At 39.5% G+C, this 24,814-nt stretch carries 23 protein-coding genes and 1 tRNA gene; 16 read left to right on the top strand and 8 right to left on the bottom strand.

What is annotated here, in order from left to right; translation table 11 throughout:
• The first annotated feature begins 18 nt into the window (after positions 1–18).
• Complete coding sequence (locus tag G529_RS0100475) at positions 19–747, top strand: LysE family translocator (RefSeq protein ID WP_026913659.1); 729 nt, start codon at positions 19–21, stop codon at positions 745–747.
• A 34-nt stretch (positions 748–781) separates the two neighbouring features.
• Here G529_RS0100475 and G529_RS0100470 read toward each other — a convergent pair.
• The 3 genes from G529_RS0100470 to G529_RS0100460 form a co-directional block, all read right to left on the bottom strand.
• Positions 782–852 (bottom strand) — tRNA-Cys (locus G529_RS0100470).
• Positions 853–902: 50 nt separating this feature from the next.
• Positions 903–1,259 carry a dihydroneopterin aldolase gene (folB, locus tag G529_RS0100465; protein WP_026913658.1) on the bottom strand — a complete coding sequence of 119 codons (357 nt, stop codon included), beginning with the start codon at positions 1,257–1,259 and terminating at the stop codon, positions 903–905.
• Between the two features lie 42 nt (positions 1,260–1,301).
• The gene (locus G529_RS0100460; RefSeq protein WP_026913657.1) at positions 1,302–2,018 is read right to left on the bottom strand and encodes a ZIP family metal transporter; all 717 of its coding nucleotides are present in this window, start codon (positions 2,016–2,018) and stop codon (positions 1,302–1,304) included.
• A gap of 110 nt (positions 2,019–2,128) precedes the next feature.
• Here G529_RS0100460 and G529_RS0100455 point away from each other — a divergent pair, with 110 nt between their 5' ends.
• The 4 genes from G529_RS0100455 to G529_RS0100440 all read left to right on the top strand — a co-directional run bounded on the left by G529_RS0100455 (position 2,129) and on the right by G529_RS0100440 (position 4,913).
• Positions 2,129–3,808, top strand: a complete 1,680-nt coding sequence (locus G529_RS0100455; RefSeq protein ID WP_026913656.1) for a glutamine--tRNA ligase/YqeY domain fusion protein — start codon at positions 2,129–2,131, stop codon at positions 3,806–3,808.
• Between the two features lie 124 nt (positions 3,809–3,932).
• A complete protein-coding gene (locus G529_RS0100450; RefSeq protein ID WP_026913655.1) occupies positions 3,933–4,313 on the top strand; it encodes a YtxH domain-containing protein in 381 nt (126 codons plus the stop codon).
• Between the two features lie 7 nt (positions 4,314–4,320).
• Positions 4,321–4,680, top strand: a complete 360-nt coding sequence (locus G529_RS0100445) for a phage holin family protein (RefSeq protein WP_026913654.1) — start codon at positions 4,321–4,323, stop codon at positions 4,678–4,680.
• On the top strand, positions 4,680–4,913 hold the full coding sequence (locus tag G529_RS0100440; RefSeq protein ID WP_026913653.1) for a DUF6327 family protein: 234 nt from the start codon (positions 4,680–4,682) through the stop codon (positions 4,911–4,913). Before G529_RS0100445 ends, G529_RS0100440 begins: the two co-directional genes overlap by 1 nt.
• Before the next feature lie 42 nt (positions 4,914–4,955).
• On the opposite strand, the gene G529_RS0100435 is transcribed toward G529_RS0100440, so the two are convergent.
• The gene (locus G529_RS0100435; RefSeq protein WP_026913652.1) at positions 4,956–5,912 is read right to left on the bottom strand and encodes an SPFH domain-containing protein; all 957 of its coding nucleotides are present in this window, start codon (positions 5,910–5,912) and stop codon (positions 4,956–4,958) included.
• Between the two features lie 106 nt (positions 5,913–6,018).
• Positions 6,019–7,536, bottom strand: a complete 1,518-nt coding sequence (gene gltX, locus G529_RS0100425) for a glutamate--tRNA ligase (protein ID WP_026913651.1) — start codon at positions 7,534–7,536, stop codon at positions 6,019–6,021.
• 109 nt (positions 7,537–7,645) lie between these two features.
• Between gltX and G529_RS0100420 the strand changes: the two genes are divergently transcribed.
• The 5 genes from G529_RS0100420 to G529_RS0100400 all read left to right on the top strand — a co-directional run bounded on the left by G529_RS0100420 (position 7,646) and on the right by G529_RS0100400 (position 14,827).
• On the top strand, positions 7,646–10,858 hold the full coding sequence (locus G529_RS0100420; protein ID WP_026913650.1) for a coiled-coil domain-containing protein: 3,213 nt from the start codon (positions 7,646–7,648) through the stop codon (positions 10,856–10,858).
• Positions 10,839–11,273, top strand: a complete 435-nt coding sequence (gene ybeY / locus G529_RS0100415) for an rRNA maturation RNase YbeY (RefSeq protein WP_026913649.1) — start codon at positions 10,839–10,841, stop codon at positions 11,271–11,273. Before G529_RS0100420 ends, ybeY begins: the two co-directional genes overlap by 20 nt.
• Before the next feature lie 15 nt (positions 11,274–11,288).
• Positions 11,289–13,160 (top strand): tRNA uridine-5-carboxymethylaminomethyl(34) synthesis enzyme MnmG, encoded by a 1,872-nt coding sequence (gene mnmG, locus G529_RS0100410; protein ID WP_026913648.1) that lies wholly within the window; start codon positions 11,289–11,291, stop codon positions 13,158–13,160.
• Between the two features lie 33 nt (positions 13,161–13,193).
• A complete protein-coding gene (locus G529_RS0100405; RefSeq protein ID WP_245566876.1) occupies positions 13,194–14,054 on the top strand; it encodes a class I SAM-dependent methyltransferase in 861 nt (286 codons plus the stop codon).
• 221 nt (positions 14,055–14,275) lie between these two features.
• Positions 14,276–14,827: an OmpH/Skp family outer membrane protein gene (locus G529_RS0100400; RefSeq protein ID WP_026913646.1), complete on the top strand. Its 552-nt coding sequence runs from the start codon at positions 14,276–14,278 to the stop codon at positions 14,825–14,827.
• 63 nt (positions 14,828–14,890) lie between these two features.
• On the opposite strand, the gene G529_RS0100395 is transcribed toward G529_RS0100400, so the two are convergent.
• Positions 14,891–15,289, bottom strand: coding sequence for a DoxX family protein (locus G529_RS0100395; protein ID WP_340139869.1), 399 nt, complete (start codon positions 15,287–15,289; stop codon positions 14,891–14,893).
• Between the two features lie 2 nt (positions 15,290–15,291).
• Positions 15,292–16,443, bottom strand: a complete 1,152-nt coding sequence (locus G529_RS0100390) for a DNA polymerase III subunit (protein ID WP_026913644.1) — start codon at positions 16,441–16,443, stop codon at positions 15,292–15,294.
• Between the two features lie 68 nt (positions 16,444–16,511).
• Between G529_RS0100390 and G529_RS0100385 the strand changes: the two genes are divergently transcribed.
• From G529_RS0100385 to G529_RS0100375, 3 genes are read left to right on the top strand one after another with little or no spacing between them, the layout of a single operon-like run.
• Positions 16,512–17,696 (top strand): phosphoglycerate kinase, encoded by a 1,185-nt coding sequence (locus G529_RS0100385; RefSeq protein WP_026913643.1) that lies wholly within the window; start codon positions 16,512–16,514, stop codon positions 17,694–17,696.
• Positions 17,697–17,743: 47 nt separating this feature from the next.
• Entirely contained in the window at positions 17,744–19,324 is a 1,581-nt protein-coding gene (locus G529_RS0100380) for a lytic transglycosylase domain-containing protein (RefSeq protein WP_026913642.1), read from the top strand.
• 27 nt (positions 19,325–19,351) lie between these two features.
• Positions 19,352–20,332, top strand: coding sequence for a DUF4837 family protein (locus G529_RS0100375; RefSeq protein ID WP_026913641.1), 981 nt, complete (start codon positions 19,352–19,354; stop codon positions 20,330–20,332).
• Positions 20,333–20,381: 49 nt separating this feature from the next.
• Here the strand turns inward: G529_RS0100375 and G529_RS0100370 are convergent, their stop codons facing one another.
• On the bottom strand, positions 20,382–20,591 hold the full coding sequence (locus G529_RS0100370; RefSeq protein WP_026913640.1) for a twin-arginine translocase TatA/TatE family subunit: 210 nt from the start codon (positions 20,589–20,591) through the stop codon (positions 20,382–20,384).
• A 157-nt stretch (positions 20,592–20,748) separates the two neighbouring features.
• On the opposite strand from G529_RS0100370, the gene G529_RS0100365 reads away from it, so the two are divergent.
• Genes G529_RS0100365 through G529_RS0100355 form a run of 3 tightly spaced genes read left to right on the top strand, consistent with a single transcriptional unit; the run spans position 20,749 to position 24,813 of the window.
• Positions 20,749–21,618 (top strand): M23 family metallopeptidase, encoded by an 870-nt coding sequence (locus G529_RS0100365; protein WP_026913639.1) that lies wholly within the window; start codon positions 20,749–20,751, stop codon positions 21,616–21,618.
• Between the two features lie 3 nt (positions 21,619–21,621).
• A complete protein-coding gene (locus G529_RS0100360) occupies positions 21,622–23,115 on the top strand; it encodes a GH3 auxin-responsive promoter family protein (RefSeq protein ID WP_026913638.1) in 1,494 nt (497 codons plus the stop codon).
• Between the two features lie 9 nt (positions 23,116–23,124).
• On the top strand, positions 23,125–24,813 hold the full coding sequence (locus tag G529_RS0100355) for a DUF6909 family protein (RefSeq protein WP_026913637.1): 1,689 nt from the start codon (positions 23,125–23,127) through the stop codon (positions 24,811–24,813).
• The last annotated feature ends 1 nt before the right edge of the window (position 24,814 follow it).

The following is a 24,814-nucleotide window of genomic DNA, read 5'->3' as shown; positions in this document are numbered from 1 at the left end:
GCACAACAACTTAACTGTATGTTACAGGATGTTTTAGCCGCCTTACCCTTAGGTTTCTTTCTGGCATTTTTATTTGGACCGGTTTTTTTTGTATTACTGGAAACTGCCGCTATCAAAGGTTTTAGAGCAGCTATTGCCTTGGATCTAGGAGTGATCTTCGCAGATTGTGTGTTTATAACAATCGCATATTTCAGTACTACCAAACTTCTGGAAAGTCTCAAAGATGACCCGGCTTTATTCATTTTTGGAGGCATGATTCTGGCTACCTATGGTTTGATGAGCTTTGTGCAGTCGAGGAAAACCCTGCAAACAGATGATAAGACTCCTGAAATTAGAAAATTGGGTAAAAGTGCCTATTTCAGCCTGTTCGTGAAAGGTTTTCTTCTGAATTTTATCAATATTGGAGTACTGGGCTTCTGGCTGGGGGTGATCATTGTTTTTGGGCCTAAGCTGAATATGCAGATGGATAGAATTGCCGTATTTATTGCTACCGTACTTATTACCTACCTGATTGTAGATGTTGCCAAGATCTTACTGGCGAAAAAACTAAACCGGAAACTCACTCCTAACCGAATTTACCTGATGAAAAAGTTCATTAGCTGTATCCTGGTAATTTTCGGGGTGGTTTTGATCTTCCAGGGACTCTTTCCAGACCAGGTTGATGAGATCAAAGATCAGATTGAAGAAATTACTCCCAGTGATTCGTTGATAGGAGACCTGGATTTTACGAAGTCAGCAGATCATTAATAAAAAAAGCTCCCTGAAACAGGAAGCTTTTTAGAGGCATCGAGCGGATTCGAACCGCTGTACAAGGTTTTGCAGACCTCTGCCTAGCCACTCGGCCACGATGCCCTTTGCGGGATGGCAAATGTAATAAAAATTTTAAGTTTCAAAACTAAAATCTATCTTGATTTCTGCATGCTTACAGTAACCATGGCCACATTACCACCAATTGGCGGATTGATCTTTGAAACATCCACTTCAGCATGCTGAACCATAATGAGTTCACTTAGAATACGCGTCAGGATTCTCTCCGCCACGGTTTCCAGTAATTTTGATCTAATTGCCATTTCCTGCTTCACAATATGATTTAGGTGCACGTAATCGATAGTATCTTTAAGCTCATCTGTTTTGGCAGATAAAGAGAGATCGCCATGAATCCTGAGGTCTACCTGATATTCACTTCCAATTTTACTTTCTTCGTCGAGACAACCATGGTAGGCGAAAGTTCGAATATTCTTAAGTGTAATTATTCCCAAAACTTTTTTTCACAAAGATATGTTTCCTGTAGAATAGAATAATTACTGGATCAATTTTTCTCCAATCATCCCTATTAAAAAACCGAGATTTGCACCCAAAGCCGGAATCCATGTTCGCTTAAGCTTTACAGTGGGAGCGATATCCTGAAAAATTAAATAAAGGATTCCGCCACCGGCAAATACCATCAGCAACGCCGTAACTTCAGGCAGATCTGTTAGAAATTCATAACCAAGCAGGGCACCCAGTACTCCACTAAAGCTTAATGCCAGCAGTATTGCCAGCGCTTTTTTAGATTTCATACCAGACCTTTTAAGATCCTGGTAGGAATTGAATGATTCAGGTAAGTTCTGTAATCCTATAAAGACGGCTAATAAAGTTCCGGTCTTGGAATCTGTAGCGAATATGGCACCCAGCGCGATCGCCTCCGGAATAAAATCCAGTAGCATTGCCAGTAATTGCGATAAAGTACTTCCAGATTTTTCTAATTTTCTGTCTATAAAGAATACTACCAGCGCACCGCTTACAAAAGCCAGGAGCAAAACCGGTAAATCCAGATCCTCCATTCCTCTAGGTATAAGCACCAGCGCTACTGCACCAATCAGGATACCTCCTCCAAAAGCGGTAATGAAATGAGTGATTTCCTGTCTTTTGATTGTGCTGTCTACACCGCTTCCGAAGTACTTGGAAAGCAAACCTCCAAGAAATACTGTAATACCCGAAAACGCTGAATATAAAATGATTTGATATAGATCAGCCATATCTCCATGTTTGAATTTAATTCAAGTTATCAATTTTCAGGATACTATTGTTCGCAGGCAGTCTTTATCGATTTAAAATTTGATAAATTTGCAGCATATTAAAAATGGTTATGGCAGAAGCTAAAAAGTCCCTCAATTTTATTGAGCAGATCATAGAAGAAGATCTTAATTCCAATTATTCAAGAGAAGACCTCAAATTCAGGTTTCCTCCTGAGCCTAATGGTTACTTACATATTGGTCACGCGTCCTCTATTTGTTTGAATTTTGGATTAGGTGAAAAGTATAACGCTCCCGTAAATCTTAGATTTGATGATACAAATCCAGCCAAAGAAGAGCAGGAGTACGTAGATGCGATCAAAAGAGATATCGAATGGTTGGGCTTTAAATGGGCTGAGGAATGTTATGCTTCAGATTATTTTCAGAAACTCTATGACTGGGCGGTGGAAATGATCAAAAATGGGGATGCTTATGTGGATAGCCAGACTTCAGAAGAAATTGCGGAGCAGAAGGGAACCCCTACAGAACCAGGGAAGGAAAGTCCTTTCAGAAATCGTTCCGTAGAAGAAAATATGGAACTTTTCGAGCAGATGAAGAATGGTGATACTCCTGAAAGAGGACATGTATTACGGGCAAAGATCGATATGGCTTCGTCCAACATGCTTATGCGTGACCCGATCATGTATCGCTGTCTTCACAAGAATCACCATAGAACTGCAGATAACTGGAAAATTTATCCAATGTATGACTGGGCTCACGGACAGTCAGATTTTATCGAACATGTTTCTCATTCATTCTGTACGCTTGAGTTCCTGCCGCACCGGGAATTGTATAACTGGTTCCTGGAAAAGGTAAGCAAGCCAGGTGAATTCGAGCCGAAACAGCGTGAATTTGCGCGTAGAAATTTGAGTCATACCATCGTTAGCAAACGTAAACTGCTACAGCTTGTAGAGCAAGGTTTTGTAAAAAGTTGGGATGATCCCCGAATGCCTACCATATCAGGATTACGAAGAAGAGGCTATACTGCTGGTGCTATTAGGAAGTTTGCCGATTCAATTGGAGTTGGAAAACGTGAGAATATGATCGATGTTTCTCATCTTGAATTTTGTGCGCGAGAAGATCTCAACAAGGTAGCGCCAAGGGTAATGGGTGTACTGGATCCTGTAAAGTTGATAATAACTAACTATCCTGAAGGAGAAGAGGAATGGCTGGAAGCTGAAAACAATCCTGAAGATGAAACTGCCGGAAGCAGGGAAATTCCATTCTCCAGAGAACTGTATATCGAGAGAGAAGATTTCAGGGAGAGTGCGAATCGTAAATTTTTCAGATTAACACTAGGAAAGGAAGTGCGACTTAAAAACGCTTATATCATAAAAGGGGAGGATGTTTTAAAGGACGCCGATGGGAATATCACTGAAATTCATGCGACCTATGATCCTAAAAGTAAAAGTGGAAGCGGTACTGAAGAATCTCTTCGGAAGGTAAAAGGTACTTTGCACTGGGTTTCTGTAAAACACGCCGTTGAAGCTGAAATAAGACTCTATGACCGACTTTTTACTGAAGAAGCTCCCGATAGTGTGAAGGATAAAGATTATCTTGATTTTGTTAATCCTGAATCATTGCAGGTTGTGACCGGATATCTTGAACCTGGCCTTAAAGACTCGGCTCCTGAAGACAAAGTACAATTTCAAAGAATAGGATATTTTTGTGTGGATAAAGATTCCACCAGTGAGAAGCTAATATTTAATAGAACTGTTGGTTTACGTGATTCCTGGGCCAAGATTAAGAATTAAACCAATTTAAAAGCTATTTAAGAATAATTTAGCATTGCGGTTTTAACATATTAACCGGTTATTAACAAGCTGCGGGGTAAGCTTCTACTATCTTTGACCTTTAATAACCTAAAATCAATAACTTATGGCAAGTACAGGAAATACATTATTAGCATTAATTACAGGAGCAGCGATTGGAGCTGGTGTTGGTTTACTTTATGCACCAGATAGTGGAGATAAGACTCGTAAAAAACTTAGAGATGATGCTCAGAATGCTCAGGAAAGATTGAATAAGAAGTACAACGAAACTTCTTCAAATCTTTCTGAAAAAGCCAGAAAAGCAAGAACAGATTTTGAAGCAAGACTTGAAGAAACATTATCTTCAGCCAGTCATAAAGCAGATGATATCCTTTCTGCGATGGAATCCAAACTAGAAGAACTTAGAAAGCAAAATTCTAAACTACAGAAAGACAAGCCAGGTACTTCAACAGGATCTGGAAACACTCCAAACAAAGCGGTAGTATAATTTCTGTATGGCATTTGAAAAGCTTTCGAACAACGTAGACGAATTAAACCATAATATTCAGGCATTCCTGCATAGCAATGCTGAATACTATAAGCTAAAAGCCTTTAAACAGGGAATGAAAGGAGCAACTTCGCTCGTTCGCTTCCTGATTATGGGTTTTTTGTTGAGCATTGCCGGCATCATGCTATCTTTTGCAATTGCGATCATTATTAGTCAGTCAATTGGTGTGCCCAGTTCCGGTTATTTTATCGTTGGTGGATTTTACCTAATCGTTGGGGTGTTAATTTATATATTTGGTAAAGAGCCTATAGAGAAATTGATTCTTCAGAAGTTTTCAAAAGCAGTTTTTAACGATAAAAATGATTAATGAGAGTTTATTCATCCTTTAAAGAAATCGATAAAGACCTTAAGATCCTTAAGTTACAGACAGAGATCGACAAGGAGGAGATTCGTTTAAGCATGGATCATACAAAAGAACAAATGACACCCATGTCGTTGCTGGGAAGCGGTGTAGGTTCGATAGTACATAAAATTCTTTCAATACGTGCGGTTTCCAAAATCATGGGTATCAAAAGAACTAACATGGATCACAACTTATAATCATTTCATATAAAATTAAAAAGCCCCGTATTGGGGCTTTTTTTATTCCTCATTGTTATTTCTCTTTCGTTCCTCGATCTTCTTTTTGTTTTGCTGTTTCATAGCTTCTCCAATCTGGTTCGAGGCAGTAAAAGAAGCGACCATATTGTTAAGCATTTCACTACCAGCTTGTGGAGAATTAGGTAAAAGAATTAGATTAGAGTTAGTTTCTTCGCCAATAGCCTGTAAGGTATCGTAATGCTGCGTAACCACGATAAGTGCTGAAGCTTCCTGGGAATTTATTCCCACATTATTTAAAACGTCTACACTTTCCTCAAGTCCACGTGCGATCTCTCTACGCTGGTCTGCAATTCCCTGTCCCTGTAAACGTTTGCTTTCTGCCTCAGCCCGTGCCTTGGCAACGATCTTGATTCGATCTGCTTCAGCATCATACTCTGCGGCAACCTTTTCTCTTTCTGCAGCATTGATCCTGTTCATGGCTGCTTTTACCTGTACATCTGGATCTATATCTGTTACCAGAGTTTTAATGATATCGTAACCATATGACTGCATGGCTTCATTCAATTCACGGTTTACCGCGATAGCAATGTCATCTTTGCGCTCAAAAACGTCATCAAGCTTCATTTTAGGCACTTCTGCGCGCACAACGTCAAATACATAGGCTGTTATCTGGTCATGCGGACTTTCAAGCTTGTAGAAGGCGTCGTATACGTTATCCTTTCGAACCTGGAATTGTACAGAGATCTTCAGCTTCACAAAAACGTTATCCTTGGTTTTGGTTTCTACCAGCACATCCAGTTGCTGAACTTTTAAATTGATCCTTCCGGCTACCTGGTCGATCAGGGGAATTTTAAGTTGCAGTCCCGAATTTCTAATACTGGTAAATTTTCCAAACCGCTCAACTACTGCTGAAGTTTGCTGTCTAACAACAAAGATTCCTGAAAATATAAGCAGTAACAGGAAAATGGCGAGTATGGGTATTAAGACAATATTTATCATGCTATTAAATTTTTACTGAAAAATAAGCATTCTTTGCCAGTTGTTCAGCATAAAAAAAGCCGGTAAGATTTGAAATCCTACCGGCTTTAATTTTTTCCAATATAAATTATCCCAGCGTTTCAATGGCTTTACTAAGCCTGCTTAAAGTCTGTTGTTTACCCACATAACTCGCGATTTCGTAAACATCTGGTCCCTGTAATGCTCCTACAAGAGCCAGGCGTAGAGGCATCATAACTTTTCCAAAACCAACTTCTTTGCTTTTGATCCAGCTTTTTACTGCTGTCTGTAATTGTTCGGTTTCAAAATTATCCTGTCCTTCCAGGAAGGTTTTTAATTCGTTCATTAATTCAGCTGAACCCTCTTTCCACGCTTTTTTGGCGTCTTTAGGTTCAAAAGAAGTAGGGGAGACGAAGAAGAAATATCCCTGCTCCCAAAGATCTTCTACAAATACCGCTCTTTCCTTGATCAAAGAAACCACATTTTTCACATAGGAGCCTTCAACCATGATCTCTTTTTCCTTAAGGATTTTTTGAAATTCCTCTGTAACTTGTGTTTCATCGGCTTCTTGCATATAATGTTGCTGGAACCATTTGGTTTTTTCCGGATCAAATTTAGCACCGCCTTTGTGAACTCGTTCCAGCTCGAAAGCTTTTGTTAGTTCGGTAAGACTGAAGAATTCCTGTTCTGTACCAGGATTCCATCCAAGAAATGCAAGCATGTTCACTACCGCTTCAGGATAATATCCCTCTTCTCTATAACCGGTAGAAACATCCCCGGTTTTTGGATCTTTCCACTCCAGAGGAAATACCGGGAAACCCATCTTTTCACCATCCCGTTTGCTTAATTTTCCTTTTCCCTGAGGTTTCAGAATAAGTGGTAAATGGGCAAATTCTGGAGCTGTCCATCCAAATGCACGATAGAGCATGTAATGTAATGCCAGTGAAGGCAACCATTCTTCCCCACGAATTACATGCGTGATCTCCATTAAATGATCATCCACAATATTGGCAAGATGATATGTAGGCATACCATCACTCTTGAAAAGCACTTTGTCATCCAGGATATTGGAATCTATTTCCATATCCCCGCGAATCACGTCTTTTAGATGCAAGGTTTCGTCCTGAGGAGATTTAAACCTGATCACATAAGCATCGCCCTTATCAATTTTCTTTCTGGTCTCTTCGGAAGTGAGGCTAAGCGAATTATTTAGTTTTTCGCGATTATGCCAGTTATATATAAAGGTTTTCCCTTTTTCTTCGTGATCTTTTCTATGTGCGTCCAGTTCTTCTGAAGTATCAAATGCATAATACGCATTTCCAGAATCAATTAATGCTTCTGCGTAAGCACGATATTTATCTTTTCTTTCGCTCTGTCTGTATGGACCAAAACCTTTTTCCTTACCTGGACCTTCGTCATAAGGGATCCCGCACCAGTTCAGGGATTCAATGATATAATCCTCGGCTCCGTCTACATACCTGTTTTGATCTGTATCTTCAACACGAAGAACGAAATCACCGCCATGTTTCTTGGCAAATAAATAATTGTACAAAGCGGTTCTTACACCGCCAATATGTAATGGTCCCGTAGGGCTCGGAGCAAATCTTACTCTAACTTTAGAAGACATAAAAATGAGTTTTAAAGCAAAGATACAACCTTATTCAAGCAATCCTAAACTGCATGAACTACTAATCAAAGTGTCTTAATTATCGTATTTTTAAACAAACTATCAATAATTGAACAGTAATTTTGATCGCGTACTTTCCCGGCTCGATGCATTCATTCGAAAATTCTATCTGAGCCAGATCCTGAAAGGTGTTATACTTTTCCTGGGGATCGGTCTTTTATATTTTCTGATTACTGTAAGCCTTGAATATTTTTTCTGGTTTGATGAATGGGTAAGGGCAATGCTCTTCTGGTCATTTATGCTCATAGAGATTTTGCTTTTTATTTATCTGATTGGGATTCCACTGTCTAAACTTTTTAAATTACGGAAAGGAATCGACTACCAGCAGGCTTCAAGAATCATAGGGGTACATTTTAAGGAAATAGGGGATAAGTTGCTCAATTTGTTGCAGCTTGATCTTTCTTCGGAAAGATCTGAATTACTCATGGCGAGTATCGATCAGAAGGCCGAAAACCTTAAAGTTATCGATTTTTCCAGGGCCATCGATCTAAAGAAGAATCGCAAATATGTACCGGTTTTAGTTCTTCCTGTCCTTATCATTCTGGCATTATGGATTTCTGACAACGCACATTTATTCACCACGGGTTTTCATAGGCTTAGCAACTATAATAAGGCATTTGAACAGCCAGCACCATTTGAATTTTTAATTCTGAATGATAGTTTACAAACATTTCAAAATTCAGATTTTGAACTTATAGTAGAGATTAGCGGAGATAGGTTACCTGAAGATGTACAGCTCATATCATCTGGAAACAAGCGTAGGTTGAGGTCGGAAGGGAACGGCCGCTTTAGTTATCAATTTGAAAATTTAGATTCTCCATTTGAATTTCGATTAATAGGCGGTGGTATAAGTTCCAGAACTTATAAATTTAAGGTTTTGGAGTTACCATTGATCACGAATATGGAGATCAGCGTTGAATATCCCAATTATCTGAATCTTGATAAGCAGGTTTATAGAGGTTTAGGTTCCTTTCAGGTGCCGGAAGGTTCTAGAATATCCTGGATGTTTTCAACGATTCATTCAGATAAAGTAGAGTTTATAAGCAGCGATAGTCTAATTGAACTCCCGGTCAAGAAGAATCTGGCAGGATTCAAATATCAAATTTTTGAAACACTAAATTATTCCATCAGTTCTTCGAACGCTAATAAACTGCAGCATGAGAAGCTGGATTATCAGATAGATGTGATCCGGGATCTTCATCCGGAAATTGAAGTGGAAACAAAGAATGATAGTCTAAATAATCAGCAAACATACATCAAAGGAAGGGTAGAGGATGATCATGGAATTTCTGGTTTACGACTGGTTTATTATCCGCGGGATTCACTTCAGAAAAAAAAATATTTAAAGCTGGATATCAGGCCGGCCCTGGTGGATAATTTTTATTACAGCTTTCCAAATAATCTCGAACTGCAACCTGGTATGCCATATTCCTACTACTTTGAGGTATTTGATAATGATGCTGTCAATGGAAGTAAATCCAGCGTTTCAGAAGTTTTTACTTATCGTAAGAATACTCAGATGGAAAATGAAGACCAAAATCTCGAACAACAGCAACATTCCATACAAGAGATCTCGAAAGAACTGGATGATTTAAAACGTGATTCCAGCGAACTGGATGAACTGCAGAGAATGGACCGGGAGAATGAGAATCTTGACTATAATGAAAAGGAGCAACTATATCAATTTCTTCAAAGACAGAAGCTTCAAAACGAACTTTTTCAAAAGCATAGCAGGGAATTGCGGAAAGGCATCGAAGAACAAAGAACCGATGAACCATCCATGCAGAGAGATGCGTTGCAACATAGACTCGAGGAGAATGAAAATCGTCTTAAAGAGAATGAGCAATTGTTGAAAGAACTTCAGGAGTATTCTGAAAAAATTCAGAAGGAAGAACTCGGAAAAAAATTACAGGATCTTTCTAAAAAGTCTAAGAACAATGAACGTAATCTTGAACAGCTTCTGGAGATTACCAAACGATATTATATCGAGGAAAAACAGCAAAAGATCGCACGAGATCTGGAGCGATTGGCTGATAAACAGGATCAAATGGCAAACGATTCCGAAGGATCTTCAGACAAACAGAAAGATTTGAACAAAGAGTTCGATAGTATTCAGAAGCAATTGGACGCTTTATCCAAAGACAATCAGGAATTGAAGAAACCTAAATCCTTAGCTCGTGATACGAATATGGAAAAGTCAATTTCAAAAGATCTGAAAAAGGCAGCAGAGAATTTACAACAAAATAAGAGTGCCATCCAGGAACAAAAGAATGGTGCAAAGAAAATGCGACAGTTGAGCGCTGAAATGCAGCAAGCTGCCATGCAGGCGGGGATGCAGAAACTCGAAGCCGATGCCAAAGTATTACGTCAAATTTTAAATAATCTGGTTAGATTTTCTTTAATGCAGGAGCAATTACTTCAGGAGTTTAATAATATCAGTGTATCCAGTCCGGATTATGCTATTAAACTGAACGATCAAAATGAGCTTCGTGATAACTTTGAGCATATAGATGACAGTGTTTATAACCTGGCACTACGAAATCCAATGTTCTCAAATAAAATTACCTCCAAGCTTACAGACATAGATTTTGATATCAATAAATCCCTGGAGCGCCTTGCTGAGAATCAAATAGGGCAGGGAACCGCAAGTCAGCAATACGTACTTACCGGTGCTAATGACCTGGCGGTAATGCTTGTGGAAATTATGGATTCTATGCAGGATATGATGTCCAATCCACAACCAGGTTCAGGCGAGGGCGAGGATTTTCAATTACAACAAATCATTGAAGAGCAACAAAAGTTACAACAGGAGATGCAACAGAACATGGAAATTCCAGGCAAAGCAGGAAAGCCCACACAACAAAATTCGGCAGAGATTTTTGAGATCTATAAGCGTCAGCAAAGTATAAGAAGTAGATTAAAAGAGCTAATGGAAAATGCTGCGTCGGGCACTGTCGAGAGACAAATGGAACAAATCGAACAAGATTTACTGGAAAAAGGTCTAAGTCAGCAAACTCTGGATAGAATGAAGCAATTGGACTACGAGTTGATGAAAATGAAAAATGCCTCTCAGCGACAGGGATTGGAGGAAAAACGTAAGTCCATCTCGAACAGCATCGACTATGAGAACATGCTTAAGAACCAGATAAATACCGCCAAAGAATATTTCCAATCAACTGAAATTTTAAACAGACAAGTCTTACCTTTGCAGCAAATTTACAGAATTAAGATCAAGGATTATTTTGGTAAAGGGAACGATTAATTTTTTCAGTGAAAACAACTTCTCGCTTAAGAATGAGGACTTGTTTCAGAACTGGTTGTTTAGATTGGCTGAGTCGGAAAATAAGAATATTGGAGAGATCAATTATATTTTCTGCGATGATGACTATTTATTGGAGATCAATAAGCAATATTTAGATCATGATACTTTTACAGATATTATCAGTTTTGATAGTACCGTGGGAAATTCTCTAAGTGGCGATATCTTTATTAGTACAGAAAGGGTTCAAGAAAATGCCGCAGATTTCAATGTGAATTTTACTGAAGAACTTAAAAGAGTGGTAGCTCACGGTATTTTACATTTATGCGGATATAAAGATAAAACTGAAAGTGAGAGTGAATTAATGCGACGGAAGGAAGACGAGAAAATCAAAATGTTCCACGTGGAACATTCATAATGAAAAGTGGATTATATGTTCGATAAGGAATATGATGTTATAGTGATTGGAGCGGGCCATGCTGGAAGTGAAGCTGCGGCCGCTGCTGCAAATATGGGTAGTAGCACTCTTTTGATCACGATGAATTTGCAGAATATTGCGCAAATGAGCTGTAACCCGGCTATGGGAGGAATTGCCAAAGGGCAAATAGTGAGAGAGATCGATGCTATGGGTGGATATAGTGGTATTGTGAGCGATACCAGTGCCATTCAGTTCAAAATGCTAAACAAATCCAAAGGTCCTGCTATGTGGAGTCCACGGGTACAGAGTGATCGAATGCGTTTTGCTGAAGACTGGCGTTTAAAACTGGAACAGACTCCTAATCTTGATTTCTACCAGGAAATGGTCGCTGGTTTGATTATTGAAAATGGAAAGATTTCTGGTGTGCGAACTTCTCTGGGACTGGAAGTCCGCTCCAAGGCGGTTATTTGTACGAATGGAACGTTTTTAAACGGACTCATTCATATTGGTGACAAACAATTTGGTGGTGGTAGAGCAGGAGAGAGAGCAGCAACCGGAATAACGAAAGATTTAATCGATGTTGGGTTTGAAGCTGGTCGAATGAAGACAGGAACTCCTCCTCGTGTGGATGGCAGATCTCTTGATTATTCTAAAATGACCGAGCAGCCTGGTGATGAAATTCCTTCGAAATTCTCTTATTCTGATGAGACAAAGCCTCTAACAAAGCAACGAAGTTGCTATATGACCTACACTTCGAATGAAGTCCATGAGATCCTTAAAGATGGATTTGACAGATCTCCGATGTTTAATGGTCGTATTAAAAGTTTAGGTCCAAGGTACTGTCCATCCATAGAGGATAAAATCAACCGGTTTGCAGATAAGGATAGACATCAGTTATTTGTAGAGCCTGAGGGTTGGAATACTGTTGAAGTATATGTAAATGGTTTTTCGACCTCACTTCCTGAGGATGTTCAATTTAAAGCGTTGCGATCTGTAGCCGGATTTGAAAATGTGAAGTTTTTCAGACCTGGTTATGCAATCGAATATGATTATTTCCCGCCTACACAATTAAAGCATACTTTGGAAACGAAATTGGTAGATGGTTTATACTTTGCCGGCCAGATTAATGGAACCACAGGATACGAGGAAGCGGCCTGCCAGGGAATGATGGCTGGGATTAACGCAGCATTAAAGGTTCAGTTAAAAGAAGAATTTATTCTGAAGCGTAATGAAGCTTATATAGGGGTTCTAATCGACGATCTCATCACAAAGGGTACGGAAGAACCTTATCGTATGTTTACTTCAAGAGCGGAGTACAGAACCTTATTAAGACAGGATAATGCCGATTTCAGATTAACCGAAAAGTCGTATAATATCGGTTTGGCTTCTGAAGATCGATTAAGAAAAATGGAAGAGAAAAAGAAAAAATCTCTGAAGTTCGTTCAGCATTTGAAGGATCTTAGTGTAGTTCCGGAAGAAGCAAATCCCGTATTGGAGAAACGTAAATCTTCGCCAATGAAGCAAAGCGATAAGATCTTCAAAGTATTTTCCAGACCTCAGATTACCATGGATGATGTACGTAGCTTTTCAGGTGTCAATGAATTCATAGAGGAGAATGATTTAAACGAGGAAATGATCGAACAGGCAGAAATTCAGGTCAAATATTCTGGATATATCGAAAAGGAAAAGAACAATGCAGACAAACTCAATCGTTTGGAGAATGTTCGAATCCCTGCAAATTTTGACTATTCTGAAATCAAAAGCATGTCATACGAAGCTAGAGAAAAACTTAGAAAGGTTCAGCCAGCTACGGTGTCTCAAGCTTCAAGAATTAGTGGAGTAAGTCCGAACGATATTTCTGTATTATTAGTATACATGGGTCGATAATTCTCTTATGTTTCACGTGGAACAATCTCAATTTTGATAGAACCAGAACACAAGGAGGCCATTTTAGAAGAGGCCGAAATTATACTGAAATGCAAAGATCATCTCGTCTCACAGGAGAGTTTCTCCATCAGAGAAGCGGAGCCAGGCATTTTATGTACCTATCCTATTCCGGAAAATTTAGCCGTATACTATGAGAGCGAGAACTATATCTCACATACAGACTCTAATGAAACTCTTCAGGACAGGATCTACCAGTATATAAAATCTAAAATGTTCTCCAGAAAGGCACAATGGATCGAACAGGAAACTGCCGGCTGCAAACTTTTGGATTATGGAGCAGGTACCGGCGATTTTCTAAACTTCATGCAGAATAGAAATTGGAATGTTGTTGGTGTGGAACCTAATGAAAATGCCAGAAGTTTAGCACTGGAAAAAGGAATCGGTGTGAAGAGTGAATTAGATGAATTAGAGAATACAAAATTCGATGTCATTACCTTATGGCATGTTTTGGAGCATATTCCGAATTATAAAGAGATACTCACCAAACTAAAATCCAGATTGAACAAAAACGGACTTTTGGTGATCGCTGTTCCGAATTATAAATCTTATGATGCTTTCTATTATCAAAGCCATTGGGCAGCCTGGGATGTTCCACGACATCTCTGGCATTTTTCGAGAGACGGGATTTCCAAGATTATGGAGAGTCATGATCTTATTAAAGTTTGTGAAAAGCCTTTGATCTTCGATTCATTTTACGTGAGTTTATTAAGTGAGAAAAATCAGAATGCGAGTGCTTCCAAAGTGAATGCGTTCTGGCGCGGATTAATTTCCAACCTGAAAGCCAGATCTACAGGTGAGTATTCATCGATCGCATATTTTTACCGAAATATGTAAATTAATCGTTTAGAGCGTTTCTAAAGAGATTTCACTGCCAGTAATAGGGAATACCTATCTAAATAAGTTTTAATCATTGAGAGGTCTTTTAAATGAGTCAGATTTAATAGATTTGAATTATTGCTCTTATATTTTTAATTAATCTTATCAATAGCAAGTCTTTACAGTCATAATTCACTCTAAGATTAGTTTCTTACCTTTGCGAATCAAATTTTCTAACTATGATCAAAAAAGTTTTCGGAATTGCAGCAATGGCAATTTTAATGGTTTCATGTAATGAGCAAAAAACTGCTTACGTAGATACCAAAGTACTGGTACAGGAATATAAGGAAATGAAAGAAGTGGAAGCTGAATTCACTTCAAAATCTGATTCTGTTCGCCAACAACTCGATTCAGTTGCAAAAACCTTTCAGGCAGAAGTACAGGCTTATCAATCTGAAATGAATTCCATGACAGATGCACAGCGACAGGAAAAAGAGCGTATGCTTATGCAAAAGCAGCAGATGCTTCAGCAACAACAACAAATGCAGAGCAATCGTTTAAGAGAGCAGAGTACCGCAGCTATGGATTCCCTGGTTGAAAAGGTTAAGGGTTATGTGAAGGATTACGGTAAGGATAATGGATATACTTACATATTCGGGTCGAACGAATCTGCCAACATTATGTATGCGGAAGAAGGACTGGATATCACGCAGGATATTCTAGCTGAATTGAATGAGCAGTATGGTGGAGCAGATGTTGAAGTAGATGAAACTGAAGAAGTGGAGGATTAATTCTATTTTACTTTATAAAAACAAAAAAGGCTCCGTCTAGGAGCCTTTTTTATTGCATGGAATTTAACTCATAATCCATACGCCGAATATACAGACTATAAAGTACCCCGTTAGCGTAAAAGCTCCTGCATAATCTTTTGCTACTCGCTGGCCGAAAAGAAGCATAAGCAGGGTTACACAGGCCAGGATCGAGGCCCACAGACCCAGGGTTGAATCTCCATTCGTTATCAATGTGAAAATACCTGCGATTGCCAGCAAACCAACAATTACTTCAATAATAAGAATGATCCCTACCATTAGTGGAACCATACCGGCCATAAACGTTTTAGAAAAATGTTCTTTTAACCAACTGGTATTTCCTTTCCAATCCATCAATTTATCCAGTCCGGACTGTAAAAAGGTGATAAGGACGAATATTAGAATAAGGATTTCTGTGATATAGGTAGTAAGATGTTCCATCATGATTATTTTTTATGTAAATATCTGGTTAGTTTAATTGAAAGATCAGTTAGTATAATTTTGGAATTTCCATTTCTGCCAATATGATAAATGGCGGTTTCTATGGCCTCAGAAATATCTCCAATATTTTGACCATTTATAAAACTGGCGAACTTGTCAAATTTAAAGACTTTAGGCTCAATATCCATGTAAACTAAGTCTTTAGCCTTATAATTCAGGAGCATGGCCTGTCTGAAGAAATCAAGACAGTACTTCAGAAAACTCTTTTGAGTCTCACGATTCAATGCTGCAATCTCATCACTCCATGCGACTAATTCCAGTACAGTGGCTTTATTTCCTTTGGCCTGAAATGCACTGCGCACCCATTGAATGAACCACGCCTGAAACTGTTCATCTCCTGCATCTTTTTTCAGGATATGGATGGCTCTGGTATAATCCCCGTTCGCCTGATGTGCGATCTTTCTGGCAATTTTTGGATCACAAGCTTCCTTTTTTATTAAAAAATCTTCTATATCAGCTTCACCTAGAGGTGGGAAGTGCAAACGCTGGCATCTGGAGCGAATGGTTTGGATGAGTTGTTCTTCAGCTTCAGTCACTAACAAGAAGATGGTTTTGCTGGGCGGCTCCTCTATTAGCTTGAGTAATTTATTGGATGCTTCATTATTCATCTTCTCAGGCATCCAGATGATCATCACCTTAAATCCACCTTCATAACTTTTAAGGGAAAGGGCTTTTACGATCTCATGAGCCTCATCTACGCCAATTTTTCCCTGCTTGTTCTCTATACCAAGGTTTTGGTACCAGTCGTATAAACTTCCGTAGGGATTAGTTTTAACAAAGTGCCTCCACTCCTCCAGAAAATGGGAAGAAACCGGATGTTTTTTAATCTTGTCATTAGTTGCCACTGGAAAAGCGAAATGCAGATCTGGATGAGAAAGATTATTAAATTTCAGATTACAGGAAGCTGAACTTTCTGAATCATTTTCACCATTGGAATTACCACATAAAATGTATTGAGCGTAAGCAATTGCCATGGGTAAAGTCCCACTGCCAGCCTTTCCTGAAAATAACTGGGCATGCGGAATTCTTCTACGGTCTGCCGTGGTTACCAGGTGGTTTTTGATATGCGGAAGGCCTATTATTTCTCTAAAAAGCATAGGCAAATATAAAATTATATAAGCTTTATTATCTTCGGAAAAATTTATATTTGTAACAAAGCAAACCTATGAAAACGATAGACGATTACAACTTTAAGAGCAAACAGGCCTTGATTCGAGTAGACTTCAATGTGCCTTTAAATGATGAGATGGAGGTAACAGACGCCAATAGAATAGAGGCTGCTAAACCTACAATCATCAAAATTCTTGAAGATGGCGGGAGCGTGGTTCTAATGTCACACCTGGGTCGTCCAAAAGGAAAGGAAAGCAAATACTCTTTACAACATATACAGGATAAGGTTTCTGAAGTTCTTGGAGTGAGCGTAAAGTTTGTTGAAGACTGTACTGGAGAGGAAGTGGAGAAGGCTGCCAATGATCTGAAATCTGGAGAAATCCTTTTGCTGGAAAATTTAAGATTTCACGAGGAAGAAACCGCCGGAGACGAGGCTTTTGCTGAAAAACTGGCTAAGCTGGGAGACATTTATGTGAATGATGCCTTTGGTACCGCACACAGAGCCCATGCTTCTACCACCATTGTGGCAAAATATTTTGATGATAAATGCTTCGGTTATTTGCTGGCTAAAGAGATCAAAAGTCTCGACAAAGTATTGAACAGTAGTGAAAAGCCGGTGACAGCCGTACTTGGCGGAGCGAAAGTGTCTTCCAAAATTACCGTTATAGAAAATATTCTTGATAAAATCGATCATCTCATTATCGGTGGCGGGATGACCTATACTTTTATTAAAGCCCAGGGCGGGCATATTGGAACTTCCCTTGTGGAAGATGATAAACAGGAACTTGCCCTTGAAATTCTTAAAAAAGCCAAGGATAAAGGTGTGGAAGTTCACCTTCCGGTAGACTCAGTCATTGCAGATAGTTTTTCTGAACAGGCGAGTACACAGGTAGAGAGCGTGGACAATATCCCTGATGGCTGGATGGGACTTGATGTTGGTCCAAAAACTGTAAGAAATTTTGCCAATGTTATCAAGGATTCCAAGATCATCCTATGGAATGGACCACTTGGTGTCTTTGAAATGGAAACCTTTGCCAAGGGAACCATCGAACTGGGAGAAGCCATTGTTGAAGCTACAGAAAATGGTGCATTTTCTTTAGTTGGAGGAGGGGACTCTGTTGCTGCTGTAAAACAATTTGGATTTGCAGACAAGGTGAGCTACGTTTCTACCGGTGGTGGAGCGATGCTGGAGATGCTTGAAGGAAAATCACTTCCAGGTATCGAGGCAATCAGAAATTAATCGGGTACGAAATTTGATTAATTCCCGTTGTTAATCAAAATATTTATATGCTGAAACGAAGATTTTGTACAGTGCTGCTATTGGCAGGAATTTCATGTTTTGCTCAGGAAAAAGATAAAAAAGTTCGTGAGGAAAAGGCGAATTTCAGAGTTCAGATATTTCAGAAAAGCGATGATACTGAAATAAAACTCACTCAACCAGATCCTGAATTTCAGAATAAACTGCCTATTTCCGCAGTGATAAGAGATTCTTCTAAAGTAGCTCTTGCAGATCTGCCAAAAGCCAAGACCATAGATTCCCTCTGGCGACTCGAGCTTACGAATTCAGATCTTTTTGAGACCATGCAAAAGTCCATTGCAGATCAGGATTACGAAGAAGTGGTCTATGATGAATTGCCTACAGATACTCTAAAGGCCAGGCTGGCCAGGCTCAACGCGAGAACGCCGTTTAATGTCGAGTACAATCCAATCCTTGAATCGGTCATTAAATCATACCTAAAAAGGAATAAGAAGGGAATGGAGCGACTTATGGCGCTAAGTACCTATTATTTTCCGCTATATGAGCAGGAACTGGATAAATATGATGTTCCTTTAGAGATCAAATACCTTTCTATAGTAGAATCGGCTTTGAATCCCAGGGCTAAATCAAGAGTGGGGGCAACAGGGCTTTGGCAATTTATGTTTCCAACCGGTAAAATGCACGGGCTTGATGTAAGTTCCTATGTAGATGAACGTATGGATCCATCAAGATCTACGGAAGCTGCCGCACAATATCTTTCAAGTCTTTACAAGGTGTTTGGTGACTGGAATCTTGTACTTGCCTCTTACAATTCTGGACCAGGGAATGTGTCTAAAGCTATAAGAAGAAGCGGTGGCTCAACAGATTACTGGCATTTGAGAAGGTTCCTGCCTCGTGAAACCGCGGGTTATGTTCCTGCTTTTCTGGCTACTTTATATCTTTTTGAATATGCCGAGGAGCATAAATTTCAACCTTCCAATCCTGATGTTGTGTTTTTTGAGACCGATACATTACAGGTAAAACAACTCATTACCTTCGACCAGATCTCCAAAGTTACCGGAGTTGAAAAAGAAATGCTTCAGTTTCTCAATCCCAGCTATAAGCTTGACATCATCCCTTTTGTTGAAGATGAAAAATATACACTAAGATTGCCGAAACCAGCGATTGGCAAATTCGTATCCAACGAAAACGCGATCTATAATTTTGTTGATAACCAGGCGAAGGAAAAAGAAAAAGAACTAGCGCAGTTAGTAAAAACTGAAGATAAGGTTCGTTACAAGGTTAGAAAAGGTGATTACCTGGGAAAAATCGCAGAGAAATACGGTGTGGGTGTGAGTAGTATAAGACGTTGGAATAACATGCGAAGTAATAATTTAAGGATAGGACAGTATCTAACGATCTATCCTACGAAGCCTGTAGCATCTTCTTCCAGCACATCTACAGCCTCTAATTCATCGAACCCAAAGATCTATACGGTAAAGAATGGTGATAGTCTTTGGAGCATTTCTAAGAAGTTCCCGGGAGTTACGGTACAGAATTTGAGGAGTTGGAACGATATGAACACCAACAACCTTAAACCTGGAATGAAAATAAAGATTTCCAAAGGTTAAGGTTCTAACAAAACCAAATCCGAAAAAATGAAACGTAGCTTTTTAGTACTAGCCAGTATTTTCCTGTTTTTTGCATGTGAGGAAAATAAAGAACAGAAACAAGACGCCCGAATCCTTTCAGATTCCTCCGGAAACATCAATCAGCTTACAGTAGTGATCGAGAATCAATTGTGGGAAGGTGAAGTAGGAGAGGCCATAAGAACAAAGTTTGCCGCCCCGGTAGACGGGCTTCCTCAGGAAGAACCACTCTTCAGCCTTAGCCAGATCCCGCCAGAAACCTTTAACGGCTTCGTACGCAACAGCAGGATATTTCTAAAGATAGAAAATGGTAAGCAGGGGATGGCAGTGATTACAGATGAATTTTCACGTCCTCAAAAAGGGATTGTATTACAGGGAAATAGCTCCCAGGATATCATTGAAGTGATAGAAAGAAAGTCAGATTCTATAATAGATATCTTAAAGCAGACAGAACTTACAGAAAAACAGCGAAGAATCAGAAAATCGCTATCTGATGATGTAGCTTTAAAAGAGAAATTTGGTATCGATCTAAAATTTCCTTCGGCCTACAGATATGCTAAAGATGAAGAAAAATTTAGCTGGATAAGAAAAGAGATCCCTAAGGGAAGCATGGAAATCCTTGTTTATGAAGTTTCTATGAGCTCTATCGATAATGATTCCAGCGTGGTGGCGAATATCATCAAGATGCGTGATTCTATTGGAGAAGCGATGATCCCTGGAAGACTGGAAGATTCCTATATGATCACTGAGAAAGCCTATGCTCCATACTTGTTCGAATCTACTGTAGACGGTAAATTCGCTTACGAGACGAGAGGTACTTGGGAAGTTCAGAATGATTTTATGGCGGGACCTTTTGTGAACTATGCTGTTAAGGACGAAGCCAATAACAGATATTTAATCCTGGAAGGATTTGTATTCTCACCTTCAAGAGCCAAACGGGACAATATCTTCGAGCTTGATGCCATATTGCGATCGGCGAAATTAAACTAAAAAAAGCCCAACTGAAAAGTTGGGCTTTTATATATTCTAAAACACCGGTTTATTTATTCTCTTCCGGTACTTTTTTACTATCGTCTGTAGTTGCAGGATTCTCGTCATCCTTCGAAGCGTCTTTAAATTCTTTAATTCCGCTACCAAGGCCTCTCATTAATTCAGGAATTTTACGTCCTCCGAAAAGCAACAATATTACCACTACAATCAGGATAATTTGTGGTGCTCCTATAGCCAAAGGCAAGATAAATGCGTTCATGTGTTATAATTTTGTTCTACAAACTTAACAAGAATAACCTAATATAAACGTTAAGAAGACAATAAATTGATGTATACCCGCATATGTATAATAACGGGCAGGGTCAAACAGGAATTCGAATTTTTTTAATTTATCTTTGTAATACTCAATCACGGCTATGGCTGAAAACACAAAACCTAAAAAGAAGTTCGCCAAAAAACTACTGCATAAGTACCGCATGGTGGTTCTTAACGAAGATACTTTTGAAGAAAGGTTCTCTTTTCGTCTAACCAGATTGAACGTTTTTGTAGCAGTAGGGATCTCAGCAATTCTATTGATCGCAATGACCACCTTTCTTATCGCGTTTACACCTTTAAGAGAGTATATTCCGGGATATTCTTCCGCAGCATTGAAAGAAAAGGCTACACAGCTGGCCTATACCTCAGATTCGCTGCAAAACAGGATGCGTTTAAATGACCAGTATTTACAATCCATACAGGATGCGCTTCGCGGTGAGTTTGATATACAGCAATTGGACAGGGACTCTATTCTCAGCCAGCCAATTACTGAACTTGAATATCAGGAAATCAACAGGATCAAGGCAGACAGTTTACTGCGCGAAGAGGTAGCCCAGGAGGACAAATATAATATCCTGCCCACGGCGACAGATAACATCAACTTTTCGCTGTTTCCACCGGTAAAGGGGACTATATCTGAAAGTTATAATATTGAAAATAAGCATTATGCCATAGATATTGTAACTACAAGGAATTCACCCATTAAAGCGGTTGCAGATGGTCGGGTGATCTTTGCTGAATGGACTGCTGAAACCGGTTACGTGATCATCATTGAACATAGTTATGGTTTATTATCGGCTTATAAACATAATGCCTCGCTGAGTAAGAGTCAGGGCGATATTGTAAGATCTGGCGAGGTGATCGCCACTGCCGGTAATACTGGTGAACTCACCACGGGACCACATTTGCACTTTGAACTTTGGAACGAAGGAAACCCTGTGAACCCTTCAGAATATATTGATTTCAATTAATTTATGTCTATAAAATCTTTTGCTGCCAGGATATTTGCATCCTATGTTAGATCTAAAATGAATACGTGGATTGAGCATCCTCATGATACTCAGCAGAAAGTTTTTCAACAATTATTGAAGCAAGGTGCAAAGACAAAATTTGGGAAAGACCACGATTTTGCCAATATAAAAACACACCAGGACTTTACTTCAAAGGTGCCGGTTAGGGATTACGAGGAGTTGAAGGATTATATGGACCTGATGGTTTCCGGAAAGGCAGATATCCTATGGCCCGGGAAACCATTATACTACGCGAAAACTTCGGGAACCACCAGTGGTGCCAAGTATATTCCGTTGACCAAAGAAAGCATGCCCACGCATATTGAAGCGGCAAGAAATGCCATCTTATGTTATATCCACGATACCGGGAAGAGTAAATTCGTAGATGGTAAAATGATCTTTTTGCAGGGAAGTCCCGAGTTACAGGAGAAAAACGGAGTAAAATTAGGCAGGTTATCGGGAATTGTCGCGCATTATGTTCCAGGCTACCTGCAAAAGAACAGAATGCCTTCCTGGGAAACCAATTGTATAGATGACTGGGAAACCAAGGTTGACGCGATCGTGGAGGAAACGGTAAAGGAGGACATGTCTGTCATTAGCGGGATCCCATCCTGGGTGCAAATGTATTTTGAAAGATTGATCGATAAGACCGGTAAAAAAGTTGGAGACATCTTTCCAAATTTCGATCTTTTTATCTATGGCGGAGTCAATTATGAACCTTACCGTGCTAAATTTGAGAAACTGATTGGCAGAAGGGTGGATAGTATTGAGTTATATCCTGCTTCGGAAGGCTTTTTTGCTTTTCAGGATAAGCAGGATGTTCATGGAATGCTGCTTCAGCTCGACTCAGGCATCTTTTACGAATTTATTGAAGCCGATAAATTTTTTGAAGATAATGCCCCGCGTTTACTTCTGAAGGATGTACAGCTTGGAGTAAACTATGTCATGATCATTAGTTCTACTGCCGGACTTTGGGCTTATAACATTGGTGATACGGTACAGTTTACTTCAGTAAACCCATACAGAGTCATTGTCTCCGGAAGGATCAAGCACTTTATTTCAGCCTTTGGAGAACATGTGATCGCCAAAGAAGTGGAAGAGGCCCTGCAGGAAGCGGTAAAGGATACGCAGGCCGCAATCAGTGAATTTACAGTGGCACCGCAAATCAATCCTGAAAACGAGGAATTACCATATCACGAATGGTTTATCGAATTCGAAAAAGAACCACAGGATCTGGAATACTTCGCAGCGGTCATTGATAAAGCAATGCAACAGCAAAATTCATATTATAAGGATCTTATTGATGGAAATATATTACAAAGACTTAAGATCACTAAATTGCCAGCTAATACATTTCAGCAATACATGAAGTCCATTGGGAAACTCGGAGGCCAGAACAAACTGCCTAGATTGTCCAATGACAGGAAGATCGCTGATAAAATAAACGAGATTATATAAAACAAAACTATGTCGATGTCAAAGTTACAGGGAAGAACGAGAGCTCAGGAAAGTTCAGGAGCAATTGAACGAATGTATATCACCATGAGACACTTATTTAACCGTGGTTTTTACAAACCTATGGGTGTTTCAGGAGAAACCTTAAGGGAATCCTTACTTACACTACGTCCAGAGATCTATGGTTCTATTGCCAACGAAAAAGCAGAACTGGAAGGTTTGTTATATGTAATAGATCGTTTACCACACGGTATTGAAGAATGCAGATTTATTAATCTAACCAGTGATGAAGGTTATGGAAATTCGCATTTTAAGCCAATTATACCACCTAAAAGACGCAGGAACTGCTACCGGATCGATGATGAACAAATGAACATTGAGATCACTCGTGGACGCTCCGAAATTTATGATATCCTGACTCACCTCACCTTTCTATTCATAGAATCTCATAAGATCATGAAAAGAGTGATCATTGATGAAGATGGAAGTGTAAACCGGGATTGGGAGAAACTTGATTTTGCCGTAACCCAAAAAGAGCCACTTACGCAGTCACAGCGAGAGATCGCTCTTACTCATACAGCCAGTATCCTGGGAAGAACCTTTTCAGACATTAACAAGCTTTATCCAAAATTTAGTACCCCAGATAATCCAGACAGGTTTTTAAGAGTGATCTGGTCCCTGGGAAAAATGGCGATCAAGGAAGCTGTTCATAACGAAAAAAGAATCATCACTTTTAGTCCTGTTCTTCGAGAAAGACTGGGACACCACATTCACGGGGAAGTCTGGGCCAATGACATCAAGCGTTTTCTTACTAAAGAAGAACTTATCGAGAGACCTATTCATATCATTTCCGCAAATATGCATAGCGTCATGAATACCCTCTATGCTCCCTGTGCATTTAAGACAGAATTAAAAAAGAAGAAACCACTGGATATATATGAAGAGCTTAGTGATAGTGGTAATGGGAGTCTGAGAACGAAGATCACCAAGTTTGCCCTTGACAATGGGATGACCTTCCTGGAGGATAAAAGCGGGACCAATATCGACGTGCAGATTTTTAATACTGCTCAACTGGAAGGTGGTTTTCAAACCAATAAATTTGCTGATGTGGATCTATCTGAAAAACCGGTTCTGGTGGTGATGGATTACGCTTTTGGTGAGCAGGCCTATGAAACGATGGATGAATTGCTGAAACCTTTTGATAACGACGGAAAAGAGATCAAACTCAATGTAAAATCTGTTTCCATTATGGGAAAAGCGGGGATTCTTGAGGGAGGTAAAGGTGATATTATGATTCCTGATGCGCATTTATTTGAAGGAACTGCAGACAATTATCCATTTGAGAACCAGCTTAAGAAGTCTGATCTTGAAGGTCATGGAATCAATGTAGTAGACGGGGCCATGATCACCGTCCTGGGAACATCTTTGCAGAACAAGGATATTCTAAGGTTCTTCCATGATTCGACCTGGAACGTTTGTGGATTGGAAATGGAAGGTGCGCATTATCAAAAGGCCATACAGGCGGCTTCCAGATTACGGGGAAGTATCGATGAGGATGTTCAGGTAAGATATGCATATTACGCATCAGATAATCCATTGGAAACAGGAAGTACCCTGGCTTCAGGTGGTCTGGGAACATCTGGAGTAAAGCCTACATATTTGATCACTGAAAAGATCCTGGAACAAATATTTAATTCCTAAA

This window comes from Christiangramia portivictoriae DSM 23547, from assembly GCF_000423045.1.
Classification (GTDB): Bacteria; Bacteroidota; Bacteroidia; order Flavobacteriales; family Flavobacteriaceae; genus Christiangramia; species Christiangramia portivictoriae.
Note: the sequence above shows the minus strand (reverse complement) of the source record. Positions and strands in the feature narration are given on the sequence as shown.

Bases quoted from the DNA above. Each gene is read 5' to 3' on its own strand.
- G529_RS0100435 (WP_026913652.1), bottom strand. From the start codon at position 5,912: ATGATAAATATTGTCTTAATACCCATACTCGCCATTTTCCTGTTACTG.
- G529_RS0100395 (WP_340139869.1), bottom strand. From the start codon at position 15,289: ATGATGGAACATCTTACTACCTATATCACAGAAATCCTTATTCTAATA.
- G529_RS0100440 (WP_026913653.1), top strand. From the start codon at position 4,680: ATGAGAGTTTATTCATCCTTTAAAGAAATCGATAAAGACCTTAAGATC.
- G529_RS0100455 (WP_026913656.1), top strand. From the start codon at position 2,129: ATGGCAGAAGCTAAAAAGTCCCTCAATTTTATTGAGCAGATCATAGAA.
- G529_RS0100475 (WP_026913659.1), top strand. From the start codon at position 19: ATGTTACAGGATGTTTTAGCCGCCTTACCCTTAGGTTTCTTTCTGGCA.
- G529_RS0100445 (WP_026913654.1), top strand. From the start codon at position 4,321: ATGGCATTTGAAAAGCTTTCGAACAACGTAGACGAATTAAACCATAAT.
- gltX (WP_026913651.1), bottom strand. From the start codon at position 7,536: ATGTCTTCTAAAGTTAGAGTAAGATTTGCTCCGAGCCCTACGGGACCA.
- G529_RS0100400 (WP_026913646.1), top strand. From the start codon at position 14,276: ATGATCAAAAAAGTTTTCGGAATTGCAGCAATGGCAATTTTAATGGTT.
- mnmG (WP_026913648.1), top strand. From the start codon at position 11,289: ATGTTCGATAAGGAATATGATGTTATAGTGATTGGAGCGGGCCATGCT.
- G529_RS0100380 (WP_026913642.1), top strand. From the start codon at position 17,744: ATGCTGAAACGAAGATTTTGTACAGTGCTGCTATTGGCAGGAATTTCA.
- G529_RS0100355 (WP_026913637.1), top strand. From the start codon at position 23,125: ATGTCGATGTCAAAGTTACAGGGAAGAACGAGAGCTCAGGAAAGTTCA.
- G529_RS0100450 (WP_026913655.1), top strand. From the start codon at position 3,933: ATGGCAAGTACAGGAAATACATTATTAGCATTAATTACAGGAGCAGCG.
- G529_RS0100460 (WP_026913657.1), bottom strand. From the start codon at position 2,018: ATGGCTGATCTATATCAAATCATTTTATATTCAGCGTTTTCGGGTATT.
- G529_RS0100390 (WP_026913644.1), bottom strand. From the start codon at position 16,443: ATGCTTTTTAGAGAAATAATAGGCCTTCCGCATATCAAAAACCACCTG.
- G529_RS0100365 (WP_026913639.1), top strand. From the start codon at position 20,749: ATGGCTGAAAACACAAAACCTAAAAAGAAGTTCGCCAAAAAACTACTG.
- G529_RS0100370 (WP_026913640.1), bottom strand. From the start codon at position 20,591: ATGAACGCATTTATCTTGCCTTTGGCTATAGGAGCACCACAAATTATC.
- G529_RS0100385 (WP_026913643.1), top strand. From the start codon at position 16,512: ATGAAAACGATAGACGATTACAACTTTAAGAGCAAACAGGCCTTGATT.
- G529_RS0100375 (WP_026913641.1), top strand. From the start codon at position 19,352: ATGAAACGTAGCTTTTTAGTACTAGCCAGTATTTTCCTGTTTTTTGCA.
- G529_RS0100360 (WP_026913638.1), top strand. From the start codon at position 21,622: ATGTCTATAAAATCTTTTGCTGCCAGGATATTTGCATCCTATGTTAGA.